Source organism: Bartonella sp. CR84HXZ (assembly GCF_042194535.1).
GTDB lineage: Bacteria > Pseudomonadota > Alphaproteobacteria > Rhizobiales > Rhizobiaceae > Bartonella > Bartonella grahamii.
In genome coordinates this window covers 22,934-39,846 of sequence record NZ_JBHIMY010000006.1, presented here as the reverse complement: position 1 = coordinate 39,846, position 16,913 = coordinate 22,934, and the positions used below count along the sequence as shown (strand labels likewise).

22 protein-coding genes are annotated in these 16,913 nt (G+C 38.1%); 6 read left to right on the top strand and 16 right to left on the bottom strand.

Going from position 1 to position 16,913, the window contains the following annotated elements; all coding sequences use genetic code 11:
* Positions 1-410: 410 nt before the first annotated feature.
* The 12 genes from ACFIKD_RS04165 to ACFIKD_RS04110 all read right to left on the bottom strand — a co-directional run bounded on the left by ACFIKD_RS04165 (position 411) and on the right by ACFIKD_RS04110 (position 7,376).
* Positions 411-587, bottom strand: coding sequence for a hypothetical protein (locus tag ACFIKD_RS04165; protein ID WP_375647285.1), 177 nt, complete (start codon positions 585-587; stop codon positions 411-413).
* A gap of 123 nt (positions 588-710) precedes the next feature.
* The gene (locus ACFIKD_RS04160; RefSeq protein WP_375647284.1) at positions 711-1,109 is read right to left on the bottom strand and encodes a hypothetical protein; all 399 of its coding nucleotides are present in this window, start codon (positions 1,107-1,109) and stop codon (positions 711-713) included.
* A 94-nt stretch (positions 1,110-1,203) separates the two neighbouring features.
* Positions 1,204-1,578 (bottom strand): hypothetical protein, encoded by a 375-nt coding sequence (locus ACFIKD_RS04155; RefSeq protein ID WP_375647283.1) that lies wholly within the window; start codon positions 1,576-1,578, stop codon positions 1,204-1,206.
* Positions 1,579-1,666: 88 nt separating this feature from the next.
* The gene (locus ACFIKD_RS04150; protein ID WP_375647282.1) at positions 1,667-2,818 is read right to left on the bottom strand and encodes a DUF6990 domain-containing protein; all 1,152 of its coding nucleotides are present in this window, start codon (positions 2,816-2,818) and stop codon (positions 1,667-1,669) included.
* Positions 2,819-2,830: 12 nt separating this feature from the next.
* Entirely contained in the window at positions 2,831-3,178 is a 348-nt protein-coding gene (locus ACFIKD_RS04145; RefSeq protein ID WP_375635586.1) for a hypothetical protein, read from the bottom strand.
* Between the two features lie 226 nt (positions 3,179-3,404).
* The gene (locus ACFIKD_RS04140) at positions 3,405-3,761 is read right to left on the bottom strand and encodes a hypothetical protein (protein ID WP_375635585.1); all 357 of its coding nucleotides are present in this window, start codon (positions 3,759-3,761) and stop codon (positions 3,405-3,407) included.
* 217 nt (positions 3,762-3,978) lie between these two features.
* Positions 3,979-4,326: a hypothetical protein gene (locus tag ACFIKD_RS04135; protein ID WP_375647280.1), complete on the bottom strand. Its 348-nt coding sequence runs from the start codon at positions 4,324-4,326 to the stop codon at positions 3,979-3,981.
* Between the two features lie 814 nt (positions 4,327-5,140).
* Positions 5,141-5,473, bottom strand: a complete 333-nt coding sequence (locus ACFIKD_RS04130) for a hypothetical protein (RefSeq protein WP_375647279.1) — start codon at positions 5,471-5,473, stop codon at positions 5,141-5,143.
* Positions 5,474-5,484: 11 nt separating this feature from the next.
* Positions 5,485-5,682, bottom strand: coding sequence for a hypothetical protein (locus ACFIKD_RS04125; RefSeq protein ID WP_375647278.1), 198 nt, complete (start codon positions 5,680-5,682; stop codon positions 5,485-5,487).
* Positions 5,672-6,259, bottom strand: a complete 588-nt coding sequence (locus tag ACFIKD_RS04120; RefSeq protein ID WP_375647276.1) for a hypothetical protein — start codon at positions 6,257-6,259, stop codon at positions 5,672-5,674. The genes ACFIKD_RS04125 and ACFIKD_RS04120 overlap by 11 nt, the downstream gene beginning before the upstream one ends.
* A gap of 46 nt (positions 6,260-6,305) precedes the next feature.
* The gene (locus ACFIKD_RS04115; protein ID WP_375647275.1) at positions 6,306-6,698 is read right to left on the bottom strand and encodes a hypothetical protein; all 393 of its coding nucleotides are present in this window, start codon (positions 6,696-6,698) and stop codon (positions 6,306-6,308) included.
* 174 nt (positions 6,699-6,872) lie between these two features.
* Positions 6,873-7,376 (bottom strand): hypothetical protein, encoded by a 504-nt coding sequence (locus ACFIKD_RS04110; RefSeq protein ID WP_375647274.1) that lies wholly within the window; start codon positions 7,374-7,376, stop codon positions 6,873-6,875.
* 2,213 nt (positions 7,377-9,589) lie between these two features.
* Here ACFIKD_RS04110 and ACFIKD_RS04105 point away from each other — a divergent pair.
* Positions 9,590-10,159: a hypothetical protein gene (locus ACFIKD_RS04105; protein WP_375647272.1), complete on the top strand. Its 570-nt coding sequence runs from the start codon at positions 9,590-9,592 to the stop codon at positions 10,157-10,159.
* A 264-nt stretch (positions 10,160-10,423) separates the two neighbouring features.
* Here ACFIKD_RS04105 and ACFIKD_RS04100 read toward each other — a convergent pair whose 3' ends face one another.
* Positions 10,424-10,591 (bottom strand): hypothetical protein, encoded by a 168-nt coding sequence (locus tag ACFIKD_RS04100; protein WP_375647271.1) that lies wholly within the window; start codon positions 10,589-10,591, stop codon positions 10,424-10,426.
* A gap of 163 nt (positions 10,592-10,754) precedes the next feature.
* Entirely contained in the window at positions 10,755-10,967 is a 213-nt protein-coding gene (locus tag ACFIKD_RS04095; RefSeq protein ID WP_375647270.1) for a hypothetical protein, read from the bottom strand.
* Between the two features lie 689 nt (positions 10,968-11,656).
* Between ACFIKD_RS04095 and ACFIKD_RS04090 the strand changes: the two genes are divergently transcribed.
* Positions 11,657-12,577 (top strand): YopJ/AvrA family T3SS effector serine/threonine acetyltransferase, encoded by a 921-nt coding sequence (locus tag ACFIKD_RS04090; protein WP_375644489.1) that lies wholly within the window; start codon positions 11,657-11,659, stop codon positions 12,575-12,577.
* A gap of 485 nt (positions 12,578-13,062) precedes the next feature.
* On the opposite strand, the gene ACFIKD_RS04085 is transcribed toward ACFIKD_RS04090, so the two are convergent.
* On the bottom strand, positions 13,063-13,242 hold the full coding sequence (locus tag ACFIKD_RS04085; RefSeq protein ID WP_375644487.1) for a hypothetical protein: 180 nt from the start codon (positions 13,240-13,242) through the stop codon (positions 13,063-13,065).
* A gap of 187 nt (positions 13,243-13,429) precedes the next feature.
* Here ACFIKD_RS04085 and ACFIKD_RS04080 point away from each other — a divergent pair, with 187 nt between their 5' ends.
* From ACFIKD_RS04080 to ACFIKD_RS04065, 4 genes are read left to right on the top strand one after another with little or no spacing between them, the layout of a single operon-like run.
* Positions 13,430-14,092 carry a lysozyme gene (locus tag ACFIKD_RS04080; RefSeq protein ID WP_375647269.1) on the top strand — a complete coding sequence of 221 codons (663 nt, stop codon included), beginning with the start codon at positions 13,430-13,432 and terminating at the stop codon, positions 14,090-14,092.
* Complete coding sequence (locus ACFIKD_RS04075; RefSeq protein ID WP_273788536.1) at positions 14,089-14,325, top strand: hypothetical protein; 237 nt, start codon at positions 14,089-14,091, stop codon at positions 14,323-14,325. Before ACFIKD_RS04080 ends, ACFIKD_RS04075 begins: the two co-directional genes overlap by 4 nt.
* Positions 14,249-14,461: a hypothetical protein gene (locus tag ACFIKD_RS04070; RefSeq protein WP_273788509.1), complete on the top strand. Its 213-nt coding sequence runs from the start codon at positions 14,249-14,251 to the stop codon at positions 14,459-14,461. Before ACFIKD_RS04075 ends, ACFIKD_RS04070 begins: the two co-directional genes overlap by 77 nt.
* Positions 14,454-14,666: a hypothetical protein gene (locus ACFIKD_RS04065; protein ID WP_273788508.1), complete on the top strand. Its 213-nt coding sequence runs from the start codon at positions 14,454-14,456 to the stop codon at positions 14,664-14,666. Before ACFIKD_RS04070 ends, ACFIKD_RS04065 begins: the two co-directional genes overlap by 8 nt.
* Before the next feature lie 1,957 nt (positions 14,667-16,623).
* On the opposite strand, the gene ACFIKD_RS04060 is transcribed toward ACFIKD_RS04065, so the two are convergent.
* Positions 16,624-16,770, bottom strand: coding sequence for a hypothetical protein (locus ACFIKD_RS04060; RefSeq protein ID WP_375639171.1), 147 nt, complete (start codon positions 16,768-16,770; stop codon positions 16,624-16,626).
* Between the last annotated feature and the right edge of the window lie 143 nt (positions 16,771-16,913).

The following is a 16,913-nucleotide window of genomic DNA, read 5'->3' as shown; positions in this document are numbered from 1 at the left end:
TCACAGAAAACAAGCAAACCTTCCGATAAACAGCCAAAGCCTATTACAAGCCTATTGATTAGCATCAGCCCTTTTCACCAAACTCCCTTATTCCAATGACGCATTTCACAATCCAACCTTTACGCCTTCATTGCCCCCCTCTTCTCCTCAACCGCCCCACAACCCTCACGGCCCTTAACCAACCACACATCCTAGACTTTACAGTTCCACGTTTTTACGATTTTGCAAATTCACAGAAAACAAGCAAACCTTCCGATAAACAGCCAAAGCCTATTACAAGCCTATTGATTAGCATCAGCCCTTTTCAAACAGAGATCAGCGTAAAATGAGAAAAATAATCCATGCCCTCCTCCCAAGCCGTGAAGCAATGGAATGATCTAAAACTCATACCTCCCCCCATGACATGAGCGCTACACACGCTTTTTCAGCGCTGCATTTAATTGCCGCGTAACCTTGTAATACGATATCAAACGCTTTATAAAAGAAATATACAGTGCCACAATGGGTATTGTTAAGAAAAAATCAAAAACACCCCCCAGCAGAATGATCAAAACCACCGTCCAAGCTGCCGCCATTTCGTAATGCATTTTATCCCCTTCTCTTTATAAATTGATTTGTGTGGTATAAATTGATTTATTGGGTTGCTTCAATCACTTCTTCCAATTGCTGAATCTTCTTTTTCAACCGAGAAGTTAAAATTTCACGAAGGATCACAATAACAGGGATCGTTGCAAAAATAGATACCGATAAAAAAACCAGAAAAACAAGAGAATGGCAAGATATTCAAATCTGCTCTCATCTATCTCAGCTATCCCTTTAGAGCAAATCACATAGACATAAGCTTTGAAAAACATAATGATGAAAGAGAGGCATGCGTGGAGGATATAATCTTTGCGTGAAAAAGCCAGCCATTTTTTTAACGAATGGGAACTTATCTGTGTTTCTAGTTCTAAGTTTTGCTGCACTCTCTCTTTCTCTTTTCCGCTTTTTTCAAAGAAACCAAAACGCTGTGGATGTTCTTTCATCAAACGTCTTTGTTTTTTCACTCTGTAATAGAGCCTCAAACGCTTGATTAAAGAATAATAAGGCGCCACAATAATCATATTCACGAAAATGGCAAAAACTGTAACTGCATTTAGAAGAAAATATCCAAACGGCAGAAACAAAATAAAAAGCGCGATCTCACCCTGCATAGCTATAGTCTCATTGATTAATCTCTTGCTGCTTTGTTTTTTCTTTTAGTTTTTTCTTTATTTTTTCCAATCTGCGCTCTTTAAAACGATCAACCCCCCAAAGGATCGGAAGAGGAGTGAGAAGACAAAACCAAATCAACACCGGTAAGAGAAAAATAAGATAACCAATTCCTTCCCATTTTATCCATTGCAACGGCTGTACCAGAGATTTTGCACCAGCAGGAACTTCTAAAGCCATCATGATAAGACATGTGCCAAACATAGTGAAAAAGCAGCGCCCTATTATTTCACAACTCCCCACCCCTTTACGCCTTTCCACTGAAGACACCGTAAATTTTTTGAATAAAAAGAAAGACACTTCAAATGTTGCTTTTTTCTCCTGCATTGTTCCCCTCTGCTTTTACACTTCGCGTGTTTTACGCATTATTTTTAGGTTTAAGCTCTTTTTAATTTATCTAAACTCTTTATTTTTCTCAATAAATTTTTTCATCAATCCTAATTTCTACATCCATATATTCTAACTCCCCATCCTTTATGTAAAGAATATCGGGACGATAGTTTTTTCCATCAACCTTACAAATCGCGTCCTTTTCGTAAACGAAATATCCCTGTTGTCTTAATTCTTCTCTTTTTTCCTCGATCAATTTTTCATAAGAATCTCTTCTTCTATTGCACAAACTGGGATCTGTGGCTCTAAAATATTCATAGCTCTCCACCTCCATGGAAAAATCCTTTGCCGCATGTTTAAGTAAATCGTAACTGGATTGCTTTGTTTTTTCTACCGCCTTAGCGATTATCATCGCGCGTTCCAGATGCTCCTCTTCGATGCTTGTTTCAAAGCCCAGTCTCTCACCTTCCAGAAAGCTTTTGTGATAAGCGTGTAAGGTTTCAACATCGCCCATCAAAGCCAGAGCTGCAAGATAGCGCAGCGAATAAGGAGTCAATTGAGGAACTACAATTTTGTTTTCCCAAGGAAGAATGCGATATTGAGAGTGAAGCATCTTGCCAAGATCAACCTCAGTCATTGCCTTTTCTAAAGCTTTCTCGAGTGCACGACGTAAACGCTTGGCGCTTACCTTTTCTTCAAAAATTTCCAACCCCTTCACATCAAAACTCAAGTCAAGAGCAATCAAGCCTCCAGAATTATAAGGGTCTATCGTTTGGCAAGCCGCCGCATGGATACCAGAGCCCACCACAATTGCACGATCAAATTGCGGATACCCCTTCTCAGCATTATAAAGAAACTGCACTTCACGATCTGGTAAATAATAGGTGGCCAAATGATCTCCTTTTCCTTCAATTTCCACCCTCCATCCCAAACTCTTTAAAAGCGCCGTTGCACTTTCCATCGTTAAGATTTCCTCATCAGAAAGAGAAAACTCTTTTTCTTCAGATAACGGCTTAATCATCGGTATTTCCCCACTGGACGGCTCAAAAGCGATAGGTTGTTCAAGCACGCGTCTTAATTCTTTTGTCACTTGGCAATACAGTCTCACCCGCTTGAAAGTAGAATAATACAATGCCCAAATAAACATCATGACCACAGCAGAAAGCAGCGTGAAAAGCGTCAAGCCCGCACCCCACGAGAGTACAACAATAATATCTATCATTTTAATATCTATCATTTTCCCCACCCCTTATTCACTTTTTTGTCGATACGTAGCAGCTACCCGCTTCCAGATTGTTTGCTCCAACTTATCGATCTTTTTTTTCAACAAACGCGTAAAGATGATACGGACCACAAAGGCAACAGGAATGAGCACAAAAGTTAAATCTAATATAAACTCCCCAATAGAAAAGAGAGCTGCTATGACATTCCCTTTCCACTCACGCCACATTAGTACGAAGAGAACCATTCTCAAAGTTACCACAATGAAAGCAATACAAAAGATGACTTTATAATTTTTGCTTGTCAAAAACGCTTCTTCAAGCGAAAACGACCGTGGTTCTTCATCCAATGGTGCATTTTTTCCATTGCCCCTCATTTTTTATCCCTCATTTGTCTCAATTTTCAAGTCATTTTCATGAACCGAAGCTTTCGTCCTCACAATGGATTCAATTCATCAATATCAAGCGCTTGTATCCTTCATCTTTTATAAAGACAATATCAGGGTTGCATTTTTTCCATCAACCTCAAACATCGCACGAATAGAAGTGCTCCTACAACGCATGAGAATATATAAAGGCCAGTATTCATTTTCTGCCCTCCCTTCATGCACTGTTTTGTTGAGAAGCGGTTTTTCTTCGCTGCCAAATTGCTTGATCCAACTTATCGATCTTTTTTTTCAACAAACGCGTAAAAATGATACGGACCACAAAGGCAACAGGAATAAACACAAAAAGAAGCACTGATATAAAAACCAATATTAATGTTAAAATGAACAGGATATAATTCCACCACTCTGTCAAATCCCACTCAAAAAATATAAAGAGTGCCACTTTAAAAGCGCTAATAATGAAAGCAATGCAAAAGATGATTTTATAATTTTTGCTTGTCAAAAACGCTTCTTCAAGCGAAAACGACCGTGGTTCTTCATCCAATGATGCATTTTTTCCATTGCCCCTCATTTTTTATCCCTCATTTGTCTCAATTTTTAAGCCATTTTCATGAACCGAAGCTTTCGTCCTCACAATGAATGAGGGTTCATCAATATCAAGCGCTTGTATCCCTCATCTTTTATGAAAACAATATCAGGGTTGCATTTTTTTCCATCAACTTCAAACATCATGTTTTCATCACGACAGTGTATCCCCTGCAGTCCTAAGGCTTCTCTTTTCTCGTCGATTAAACTTTCATAAGAATATCTTCTTCTATTGCACAAATTTGGGTCTCTGACTCTAAAATTCTAAGTGCTCTTTTTATTTCCAAGAGATAAGCTTCTTTCCAAAAAAGAAGCAAACTGGTGCAAGAAAATCGTAACGAAATTGCTTTGTCTTTATGACGATTTGAACCACCAAAAAAGCCGCCCAAATGGACTTTTTTGATATTTTTTTCAAAGCCCAAACTTTCATCTTCCATAAAGCTTTTGTGAGAAGAGTGTAAAATTTTAACATCAGCCCTCAATACCAAAGCCCCAAAGTAGCACAGCAAAGAAGAAGTCCCTTGAGAGATATCATTATTTCCTTTTTCCAAGGCGATGCCCCCATTTTGAAAGCCAAGCACACTGCCAAGATCAACAGTTCCCATCGCCCTTATCTAAAGCTTCCTCAAGCACACGGTGTAATCACTGGGCGCTTACCTTTTCCTCAAAAATTTTCAATCCCTTTGCCTTAAAATCCACCCCTTTGCTTCAAAGTCCAGTTATAAATCTGGCAAAGCCCCAAAATAATAAGGATTAATTATTTGGCAAGCTGCAGCATGTATACCAGCACCTCCCACAATTCCATAATCAAATTGCACAAAACCTTTTTCATCCAGAAAGAGAAACTGCCCCTCGCAGTCTCGTAAATAAATAAGTGTCCCCCTTTTCTTTCAATTTCTCTCCTCCAACCCAAGCTCTTTAAAAGCACTGTTGCACTTTCCATGGGGAAAAACGTCTTAATTAAAAACTTGAGCTTTTGGCGCGCCTTCTTTATGCGCCTTGCCTCTTCAGTTTCTCGAAAATGGATTTTTCTGCCCCAAACACCAGAATATCTTTTGCTTTAAGTATAGATTTTTCGCTCTCAATATCGCTTGGTAAGGCACATTTTTATACTTGATAAAAAGAAAATAAGTTACAAGATTTTCTCTCTTAAAGAAAACACCAACAGCAAGTGAAGCCCAAGAACAATAACAGCCTCTCTTCACTTTTCGTCACACCCACGCAAGCAAAAACCTTACTCAAGCAAGAGCCTCAATTTTTCTCAAAAACACGACACAAATATAAAAAAGCATAAAACGAGAAGCACACCCCATGCTCCTTAATGAAAAAGTCAAAAGCAAGGCTTATGGCAACAAAAGCCTCTCTTCACTTTTTCCCCTCGCTCACTTTTCCCTCATTCACATCGTATAATATGACTGGAGCTTTTTTCTGCTCAACCTCTTCTTCCAATTGCCCTATCATTTTCTTCAACTGACGGGTCACGATAAAAAGCATAATAAAAACAATCGGTAAGAATAAAAAAGCACAGGCAACCATCCATGCAAGTGGCTCGAATACGACAAAAGAAACAAAGTCCCTTCCTCTCCATATCTGAACGACAGCAGTTATAACTATTGGAGCTGTCACTATGACCGTAGAAATATAGAATATTTTCTTATAGTCTTGCCAAACAAGAGAAAGCTGTTTTTTATCAAACATTCTGCTGCTTTTTATTTTTGGGAGATCTGTTTTAAGGCAATATCGCGTTCATTCAGCACGCGTTTCAGTTCCTTTTTCACGCGGCAATACAACCGCGCACGCTTGATAAACAGGTAATAAATGACAACGACCGGTGCCCATATTAAAACACTTAAGAGCGTAAAAAACAGGGAATAATAGGCTATTAATGTTATAAGACTACTCGTCATTTTGTCCCCCTTCCACATTCTGCATACGCATTGCCTGATCGCGTTGTTCTATTGCTTCTTCCAATTGTTGAAGTGTTTTGTTCAATTTTCTCGTTAATTTTATGCACATCATCCCAATGATCGGAGAAAAGAGAAGAAGTCCAAAACATAAAAGACCATAAATAATGCGACCTATTGAAAACCGCGGTATCATAAAGCTGGCCATATCACTCTTCCACCATACCAAATGTACGATAAAGAAAGCAAATTGCAAAATGGTAAAGAGGATACAAATAAAAAGAATTATTTTACATTCTTTTGAATAAAGAGGCAGAGATTCTTTAAAGTTAAGAAAGCGTATTTTCGCATCAAGTGTCTTAAGCGCGAGATTGCGTCTTTTCATTTCTCCCAGATCGTTGCGCAATTGTTGTATGGCTTGCTTTTGTTGCGTCGTACTCTTTTTCACGTCTTGAGCGAGTTTAAAAGACAACTTCATATGTTTGATCAACAGATAAGGAATCCTGATCATAACCACAACCATTAAAATGGCAATAATGATGCCCCCTAAAAAAGCCAAATATTCTATGATGCTGCCCACTTTTTTCCCCTATCGTATTGATGTGAAATTATCATTTTTATTCTCTTCAAACAAATGTTTCTAATCTCTTTGCTGTTTTTTTCACGCCATAATGAAGGAAACTATGGAGAATTAAAATGACAGGCAAAGTGAGGGCACTACAGACCAAAATAAACAAAAGCGGCAGCGCAACAATCAATAACAAAAAAAACAACGGATCATTGTGTGAAACAGTCGCATATCGTGCAATAAAGGACAAAAAAAGCGTAGCACATATGAAAAGCGCAGTCGGAATGAAAGCCATCCAAGAGATTATTCTATAATCTTTTTTTGAGAGAAGCAAAGATTCTTGAAAAGAAAAAGCACGGAACTGTGTTGCAAGAATTGTATTCTGTCCCCTACTTTCTGTTTGATAATGCCCTAAATTCTGCGCTGCACCCTTTTTTAATTTTCTTCGCATCTTACATAACAATACTGCCCGTTTTATCAAAGAATAATAAATGGCCAAGATGATCTTCACGGTAGAAAAGAGTATCATGCTCCACGCAGAATACATAACGATAACTATCCCTAAGGAGATCAATAATGTAGTTATTAAAAGAGGCATTATAGAAGTGATCACTTTTCCCCCCTATCATATTTTGTTGAGAGATTGGTTGTCTAGCTGTTGCTGCTCTGGCAAGGTTTCCCGCAGCTTCATCATTTCCTTCGCATCCCGTTTAAATACGGCGTTAAAAATAGAAAAGAGCGGAAACAACACGAAAAGAAAACCAAAAATTATTTGCGGTAAGAGACATAAAAAAGCCCAAACACCATTCCACCCGAAGTTACGAAGAAATTCGATCGCAGGAATCTTTATAAAACTCTGACTCATTTCTTGAAAATCTTCTTGTTTCATTTGTCCCAGTGCTTTGAACTGTTCTTTGGACATAATGTGAAAAAAATCCAGAGGATCCATATAAACAGTTGCGACAAAAAGCACCAACAAGAGGATAGCCAAACAACAAATGATGATATAATCGCTTGTTGAAAGCATCATCCATTTTTTGAAAGCTACCGATTGATCCAACACTGGCTGTGATACAAAAGCCTTATCTCCCTCATGGGCAGATTGCTGTTGTGATTTATCTTCGATCATACGGATACTCCCCCACTTTTAAAATTCCCACTCTTCAAATTTGATAGCACGCCACCAGCGCGACAAATTCGCTTAGCACTCTTCTCAGAGTAAAGCAAGCACTATAAATCCCCTCTAAATATTTTATTCACTTAGGCCCTATACGCGCTTATACATGACGCGCTTACAAGCCCAAATTCCCCTTTCCCTCTCTTTATCGATCACATATCCCTAAAAGACACCGTTTTAAAAAAATCCAACAAATATCTAATCTAAAAAACATCCCATGTGGAAAACTGACATGCCCACCATAAACGACAGTGTTTTCACCGCTTAAATGAAGCCGAGTATATATGAAGCAAAGGATGATGATATTCCTTGCTCGCCTCAAAGAATAAAGATTTTAAAACCCACCTCAGTTTGTAAACAATCCCATTGCTCTTAAGTGCACTCTACCTGCTGAGCACTTTATGGGCTCCACTTGCATAAAGCGCTCTACGGACAACTTCCTTCCTTAACAAAAGTCCTTCCTTAACATTGGCACCTAATTTTTAACACTTAATGCGTCAAATGTTGTAATGCCTCATGAGCCTTCCTATCCCCGCCTCAAATGACAGTATTTTATGGCATAACAAGATAAAAAACATTTTCACAAGCACTTTGTATCTTGATCATCAACACATCCTAAATGCTGTAAGATTCTCTCATTTCAAATCTATCCCCTGTTGAATCAATCAAAATTATTTACTTGTACGTAAAAAGTGGGGAGCCATGCGGAGTGAAATTGTACAATGAAAATGCCTCTTATAAACCGTCTCAAATGCCAAGAGCTTGTAATACATATTGGGAATTGGCAAAGTATGCGATGATACCAGCTTACGCTTTTATGAAGCCTAAAAATGATGATATTCAATAAAGTTATATTATCATGAAAGCTTTACCATGATACCCTTCTTAAGCCACCATCGTGAAATGGGCTCGAGCACATGTAAGAGATGTCTCTTAAAAACAAGCGCGTGAATATGCCGCAATAAGTATATTCCGTTTGAGGCATTGTGTATGACGTAAGAGATGTGCCCCCAGAATATGATAAACAAGAACGCGATAAACAAAAGCGTGAAGCAATAAGCACGCCCCACAGACCAAACCAAACAACCGATTATCTAAAATGCGCCTACAGCAGCTTTGAAATTTTTCAATTCTCATTTTAAAATTTCTTGATTAAAAAAGTCCCTATTTTAAAATTAAAAAAGAAATGTCTTACACCTCATAGCCCCCACCTTTATAAAAGCATCTCTTAATAAACGCCTCTTTTATCAAGTTACCTGCCGCTTATAAAGCTTCTTTGAATATTGCATCCCGTCATTTAATCATTTTAAGTGACCACCTCCCTTTTTTATGATGAAATCCATTAAAACAACAAAAACAAAAAATATCCTCCATAAACGATAACTCTAAATCGCTTGACCTTCCACAGTTTATTTTGTTATTTTGAACTGATGAACCATATTTTACTTGAAAAGATAAGGATCTTATGCTATTATAAGGACATTGAAAAGTTTGTTTTTTAAGCTCTGTGCCGCTCAAAAAAAAGATAAAATCCTCTATAAAGGATAAAGATATGTTTCACAGCTTAATCTACATCAGACATCTTGGTACAGCGCCCAATAAGAAAACCCAATATGCCTCCCAAAAACAAAGCTCAACGCATGATAAAAATCCACGAATAATAAAAACAATGACTTTTCAAAGGTGAAACTGAAAAGTTTCCACAAAGCGCTCATGAGAAAGAAGGCTATAATCCTATTAGAAAAGACTTCCTATTAGAAAGACGACGCCATACCCATAAAACATCATTCTTGTTTTTTTATTCACATGTGACAAAAGTTTCTTTTCAACTGTTCCAGAGCAGTTGAGAAATCTTTAGAAAGCAAATAAGCCACTATCCATGAAAAAATAAGCATGATAGGGGCGAGAAATAAGACTGATAGGGGTAAGATAAAAATGGCAAGAAACACCTTAAAGATGATTTTTTCGCCCCACCCCGTTGCTGTTCTTTGTGCTGAAAGACGCCTTTAGTATCCGTTTCTCCTTTGATCTGCAACAGCTCATATTCCCCCAGTATTTGCCCACCCAGTATTTGCTCCCCCCCCCCCAGTATTTGCTCAAAGTGCTTTTTACATCACTGTCCCCCATCAACAGACAGTTTATTTTTCATTTAAATGGTTAAGTTCATGAAAATACGTAAAAAACGCGGTAGACCGAGAATAACAGGCGAACTCAGAGAGCCCAATGGCCGTATTTCACGTGCCCAAAGCCCCAGCGAATCTGCGCTTCAATCTGCGATTGAAATGCGTGCAAAACACTTTGGTTTAAGCCTCGAAGAAGCGAAAAATCCGCTTGTCGGGACCTATATTGGGCGTCTTTGTTTGCTTGGCTATAAAGGGGATTCATCAGGCATCAGTAAAGAGCAATATGATACGGCGCAACGATACTTGCAAATCAGAAACGACTATTTATGTGCAAAAGGCTTACCAAATGGCTATTACGATGGTTTTACGCACAGCGCATCAGATGAGACAACAAAAAAGCAATGGGTTCAAAGAGCGACGAAACACTATGAAGATATGCAAGAAGCGATTAAGGAAGCACAATATTTGCATCGTCAACACAACTTTCATGCAGCATTACAATATCTTGTTATAGAAGATCAACCGCTGCCTACTCTTGTTGGTTCGTTGCGTATTATTCTTGATGCCCTTTATAAACATTTTGACTATTCTAGCAAAAAGAGCATTGGCTAAAAACACCCATCGTTTCCTCTCCCTCACAGGATAAAGATTCCAAAACCCCCTTTGTAACATACCTCTTTGTAACCAGCTCCGTTGTAAAGAGACAATCCTTCTTGGCAAATTACACTTGAAATCCACTGGACTTGCCTTTCATAGAAATTCATGGGATTGACGAGCTTAAAGCACGCAACAAACAAGCTTTAAAATATCCACCACGCCCTTTAAAAAACGCTTCAACCTGTCAAAGAGACTTATCACCATACCTCAACTATATATCTACCCATGCCTCAAAGGACAATAATTCACAGCATATTTCACGACATAGGCAAGATAAATATTGTCCCCTCTCCAAACGGCAACACTCTCCCCATCACCTCCCCTCCCCATCACCTCCCATTGTAACAAACCGCCCTCATCATCCACTTTTCCCCAATATCGCGACATCCCCTTAGCTCTTGAGACAATTCATTATAGTCATTGTGCGTCTTTTCTTGTACAATTCTATACGGCTTTCCTGATCTTATGACGAACAAGAGACATGGCTTTGACTGCAGCATAATCTGGATTTCTCATTCAAGATCAATAACGACTAAAACATCATTATAAATCAATAGCTCATCATTAAGACACCCCATTGTTTTTTTACAAAATTAAAAGCATCATCCCTTAAACGAAAGAAAAAGCCCCCACCAACAATCTCCTCCCTCATCAACAACTGTACCGGTAACCATCCACTCATCACGCCACCGCTAATATGACAGACAGCACAGCCCCAATCGCCAACACCTACCGCTTTACCCCCGCAACACCTGCCAACCACCGCCTTCCTAATTCCATTAATAAAATACCACGGATTTCAAAACCACAATTCTCTCCTCTCCCTTCATCTTGCCCCCTCCTTTCTCAAAGGAGAAAATGTTTTTTGCCGCATCAAAAACTTTCCCATTAAAACAACATATTTTGCTGCATAGCTAATGAATGAGCTTTTTTCTGTAGATTTTTTGCCACAATAAAAAAGGAAAAAATAATCGTTTTGCTGTTGACAGAATATGAAAAATCGTATTTAATGACAGGTGCGGTAACGGGTTTTTTGTGCCCAGATTTCATCATCAGATGTTTGAGTTATTATAGACTGTTATCAAACAGTGTGTTTCGCGACAATCTTCAGAAGTCTCCTGTTTGAAGGTGTCTTTCGTCTTTCTCTGACTGTTTTTCTTCTGCATCATCCAATTTGCATCACCAACAGCCCTATAATTTTGAGATTTTCAAAACAAGCAGTATCCAATAAGGGCTCCCAATAAAACGCTCTAACAAAATACCCCAATAAAAATATCGATGCAATACATCTCAGAAATGATGAGCAATATACGAATAATAATATGAAAACGGCAACAATATGCTCTCATCGCCTCATCTTTCAAAATGCAAAGGCTCTCTTTCAAAACATTGTTTAGCCAAAATTGAAGAAAATAATGCCGTCCATTGATTATTAATATGGAGGCTAATATCATGAAGCCACAAGATTCTTCTCTCCCTCATTCCTCACAAACACTAGGAATGGCAAATGCATCATTAGACAATCTTGCTGCACATTCAGAACAACCCAGCAGCGAAAAAGAAAGAAATATCCCATTCAGTCATGAGGAATTAAAAAATATCATTGCCCGTTTAGAAGATGACATCTCAACTGGCCGTTGGTTCACAGCTGATTATGCAAGCATAGATCTTACACTGATGCCAGCCTTGGTAGAACAAGCAAATCGTAAATATCCTGAAATGCGTCTTCAATTGGTAGCATCATCTCACGACTTTGCCCTTGCACTAAAAGAAGCCATCGAAAACGGCATTCAATCTTCTAGATTTATCATTCACACAAAGGATAGAGGAATTCATTTTTCAGTGATTGATCATCAAACCATCGATGACAAAACGTCCGTGATATTTTTTGAACCTACAACACTTAACAATATGAGATCAGCGGTGCTAGCATTAAGGACACAACTGGCCATTAAAGCGCATGAATTGTCTAATTGTTCTTTTGCCATGGCAGAAATGGACATTCAACGCAGTTCCTCTGAATGTGGAATGTTCAGCTTAAGCCTCGCCAAAAAGCTTTATTCCGAAGCTCAAAAATTAGAACGACTGCACAAAGATAATATTAAGGGTGTGTTATGTGAACCAGATACGCCTTTATCTGCTGAAAAGTTAGATACATATCTTCCAACCACTTTTTATAAACACACACAAGGGAGAAGACGTCTTGGGGAATATCTAAAAGCCAATCCACAAGCAGCACATGAAGAAGTAAACAAAAAAGGCGAAACTCTAACCGAGAGATTTGAAAGAAGCTTAAGTTCAGCAGAAGGAAAAACTGTTTCTGTTTCACAACATAGAAAAAGAGCGACGGAATACAAATCTCTGATGATGTAATTGCGACTTTTTTCATATCCATAAAGAGTAAAGCTCTGTTGCTTGACAGTGAGGTATAGCTTGTTGTTAGCGAATCTTCTTTTCCGTTTGTAAGCAGTTAAAGATGTAAACAACAAGCAACGTGACCTCTTAAAGACAAAAGGCAAAACAGGACTGTTCTATCAAAATCAGTCAATTTTGAAATTGTATCAAAATTCCAAAGCTCTTCTTAACAATGATCCATATTTGAATAGACAGAAGGCTGAATGCATAGAATATTTTATGGTTTTAGATGTTAAATAAAAGCACCCGCCTCCTCCTGTAGCTTTTTTCTAAGAGTTGTCCGCTTTTATCTCAAGCGCCTCCACATCAGTACCACTTGCCAAAACAACCGCAAACAGCCGCTCTCTTATCCCTCACAATCAACACCATCCGCTCTCCCCATCTCTCCCCCTCACAACCCCTGCCAAAACAACCGCAATCACCAACACCAATGCTAACACAAATCATTGTGCACCCCCTCCAACCACACCTCTCATGCCACCGCTAACACAACCGTAATGCCGCCGTAATGCCATTGCGTACATCAACACAATCGCCAACCTCACCAGCACCAACAAAACCGGCACCAATAAGACCCTATCAACAAACCAGCACCAAGTCTCAAAACCAACAACATCTCTCAACGGAAAACACCAGCCAAACCATTATCCCACTTGGCCAACTATTATCCCATCCCTTAAGATGCTACAACTAACCTTTTGATTTTATTGAAGTTTAACGTCTCTTCTGTTTTTGAAGAGTGAAAAATTTCATTTTTAATATGTCGACCAGCCTCACGTTAACGTGAGGCTTTATTTTATGGAGAAGCAAATGAGAAAAATATCATCAGCAGGGCTTGCACTCATTAAACAATGGGAAGGATTGCGTTTGAACGCCTATAAAGATGCCATCGGGGTATGGACAATTGGCTATGGACATACCAGCGCTGCTGGCGAACCGTTCGTTCACAAGGGCATGATCATTACTGAAAAACAAGCAGAAGAAGTTCTTTCTCAAGATTTAAGACAATTTGAAAATACTGTTGAAACAAATGTGACGGTTTCCTTAACGGATGAACAATTCGCCGCGCTCGTATCGTTTTGCTATAATATAGGAGCTTCGGCTTTTTGTAATTCGACCCTGCTCAAAAAACTCAATAACGGCGAATATGAAGCCGTCCCTGCTGAATTACAAAAGTGGACCAAAGCAGGAGGAAAACGTCTTCACGGTTTAGTGCACCGTCGTGCAGCCGAAGCAGGACTATGGGCAAAAGGTGCTTATGTTTCTCCTAACTACCAAACCGTAGAAACGCAAGCACCAATGGGATTTTTCAAAGCAGAAGCGCTTACACCGATTATTGGTTCTTTTTCTGGACTTGGAGGCTTATTGGCAAGCAATGGTCCCATCCAATGGGCATTGGCAACCATTATGGTTTTAGCCGCCTGTGCTGGCATCTTCTTTGTGGCAAAACGGTTTCGGGAGCAGCGCTTATAATGTGGTGGATGAAAAAAAATCTGATGATAACAGGAGCGGCTCTGACCGCTTTTTTTATCGCTTTAGCAAAAGTTTTCACTCTTGGAAAAAAGATTGAACAACAAAAGCAAATAGAAAAAACACTAAAGTCATCAACAACACGGCTAGAGGTGGAAAATGAAATTAATCAAAAAAGTGATCCTGATGTACGCGCTGCTCTTACTCACTGGTTGCGCGATAAAAACAATAAATGAGCCTTTTTCTTGCGTTGGTTGGATGCCCATTTATTTAGACAAAAAAGATCTTAATATCATCAGCTCAAATCTCGCAAGAGATATTTTAAAGCATAACAAACAAGGGGAAGGCTTGTGCGGGTGGAAACATGGCTAGAAAAAAAACAGAAAAACAAACAGAGCTTACAGAAAAGGAAAAAGAAATCCTACAAGAAATCATCACGACTTATAAAAGTGTAAAAATAATGTCACGCTATACGAAGTGGATTATATTCATCATTTTCTTATTAGCGCTTGATTTTTCACGTATCGTGGATGCATTGGCAAATATTTTTACACAAAAATCGAATATTCAGCTCTAAAATAAATAAAAAACATGAGACGTGTTAAATCTTTTTTTAAAAATATAAAAAGCCATTCGTTATTTTTTGAAAACACGGAGATTTTATTGGTGATTTTTCACGTCTCATAGAAAATTTTTACACACTCTTCACCAACGCTTTCATGAAATGAATTTAGGGGCATGAAGAGAGATTTTTAACAAACGCGTAAGTCAACAACTTTGCTAACATAAGAAAATGATCATACCAACGCACATTTTTTTAATAACCTATTGATCCTCAAAAGATTTTATACTCTTCACAAATCTCATTGGGAAGATACCATCGCGAAAAAATTTAAAAATATTTAGAGATATTTTTTTAATAATTGCATAAGTAAACAACGCAAAAAGCATTAACTTGCCTAAAATCCCCTTTCTTTACACTTAAAAAAAAGAGCAATCAGACACCACCCTACGCATTACCAATCCCCAATATTTATAAAAACCCCCGTTTATAAAAACTCTGTTTATAAAAAACTGACTATTTGAGAATATTCATGAGAGGCATTTTTATTTTCTTTAAGTATTTTACCCTAGCTCCCTCCACTTGTAAGGTATAAGAAAATGATTGAGATTGTTTCAACATAAGAGAGAATTGAAATGAAAAAATCCACCGCAATAAAAATCTCTTATTCAACATACAAAACAATGAATTATTATTATAAATAAAAGCGTTGCTCCATTAAAACCCATTAAAAAATGTGAAGCAACACATGATTATCGTTATTTGCAAGAATGCAATGCTCTTGAAAACCGTAAAACCACATCACATTGATTTATAACTATCATTAAGCACTCTTCAACTTGAATTAAAACCCTGTATATCGTGGGATTCTCTCATTTCCAAACCTGTTTCTTTTGAAACAATCCAAACCATGTCGCTTGCACATTACAGTGTATGGGTCAAAACTATACAAGCAAGGCATGCCTCACCGTCTCACGGACTAACGGCTTGTCATAACATTGAGAGCTGAAAACATGTATGATAACGTTCGCGTATTCTTTTATTAAGCGTAAAGATGATCGTGCCCTATAGTTTTATGCACTTCATGAGAACTTTGCCCTTATGCCATTCACGAGTCCATTGCGAAATCGGTGTGACGAGCGAGATGTCTCTTAAAAAACACGTCAATATGCAAAAATGTATATTTGGAGACAAATATATTTGCGGCTTTTCTGCTTTCCGTGAGGGATTTCACAAAAAAAGATACGCAAGCAACAAAAGTTTGAGGCATCATCTTCATTATTCAATAAGATATTACTATAAATACCTTTAAAAGTCGTAAAGCAAAAAGATGATGACAAGAAGAGTGATTATATGCCTTTACATTCTTCCTCAATGAGGCTGTCTTTCTATTGCAGAGATTAACCAAACAGAGATATGCTTGTCCCAGTATACAAAAGCCCTTTAACAGAGCAAACCTTAAATTTTGTTTTCATACAAAATCTTAAACACCAGCATCTTATTCATAAAAAAACAAACAAGACCCAACATGCTCTGTCCAACTTTCTCTCTTCAACTTTCAATGAGCACGAACTCTTGCGTTGGTTCATAAAAACTATTTGCCCTTCTAAAGCGCAAACACGAAAGTACAAACACAAGATTTTTTAATGGTGCATACATAAACTTAAAATGAAAAAATAGAACTGTACAAGAAAGAAATGACTATAAATCAAAAAGTTGTATTTTTATCAATAAAATATTTTCAAAGAAAACCACGATCCCCGCACAATAAAAACATCTCATAAATACAAGAGAAAAAGTCATGAATAAAGAGAGAGATCTATTCACAATGGCGATACATCAACCAATGAAAAATAACAAAATGCTATAAGATCACTATCATAAAAGGAAGAACTGTACGAAAAGCGAAAAAGCATTTAAAAAAAACGGGCACAGAAAGCCCGTTTCTTTATTACTTCTATGGAATAAGAGCTTAGAAATCCATTCCGCCCATTCCACCCATTCCGCCACCAGGCATTGGAGGCATTGGTGTATCTTTCTTTGGAACTTCAGCAACCATTGCTTCTGTTGTAATCAGAAGGCTAGCAATTGAAGCCGCATTCTGGAGAGCAGAACGCAAAAACTTTCACTGGATCAACAATTCTTGAAAGCAATCAAATCACCAAATTTACCGGTTGCAAAACGTGAAAAAGCATTTAAAAAAAACGGGCACAGAAAGCCCGTTTCTTTATTACTTCTATGGAATAAGAGCTTAGAAATCCA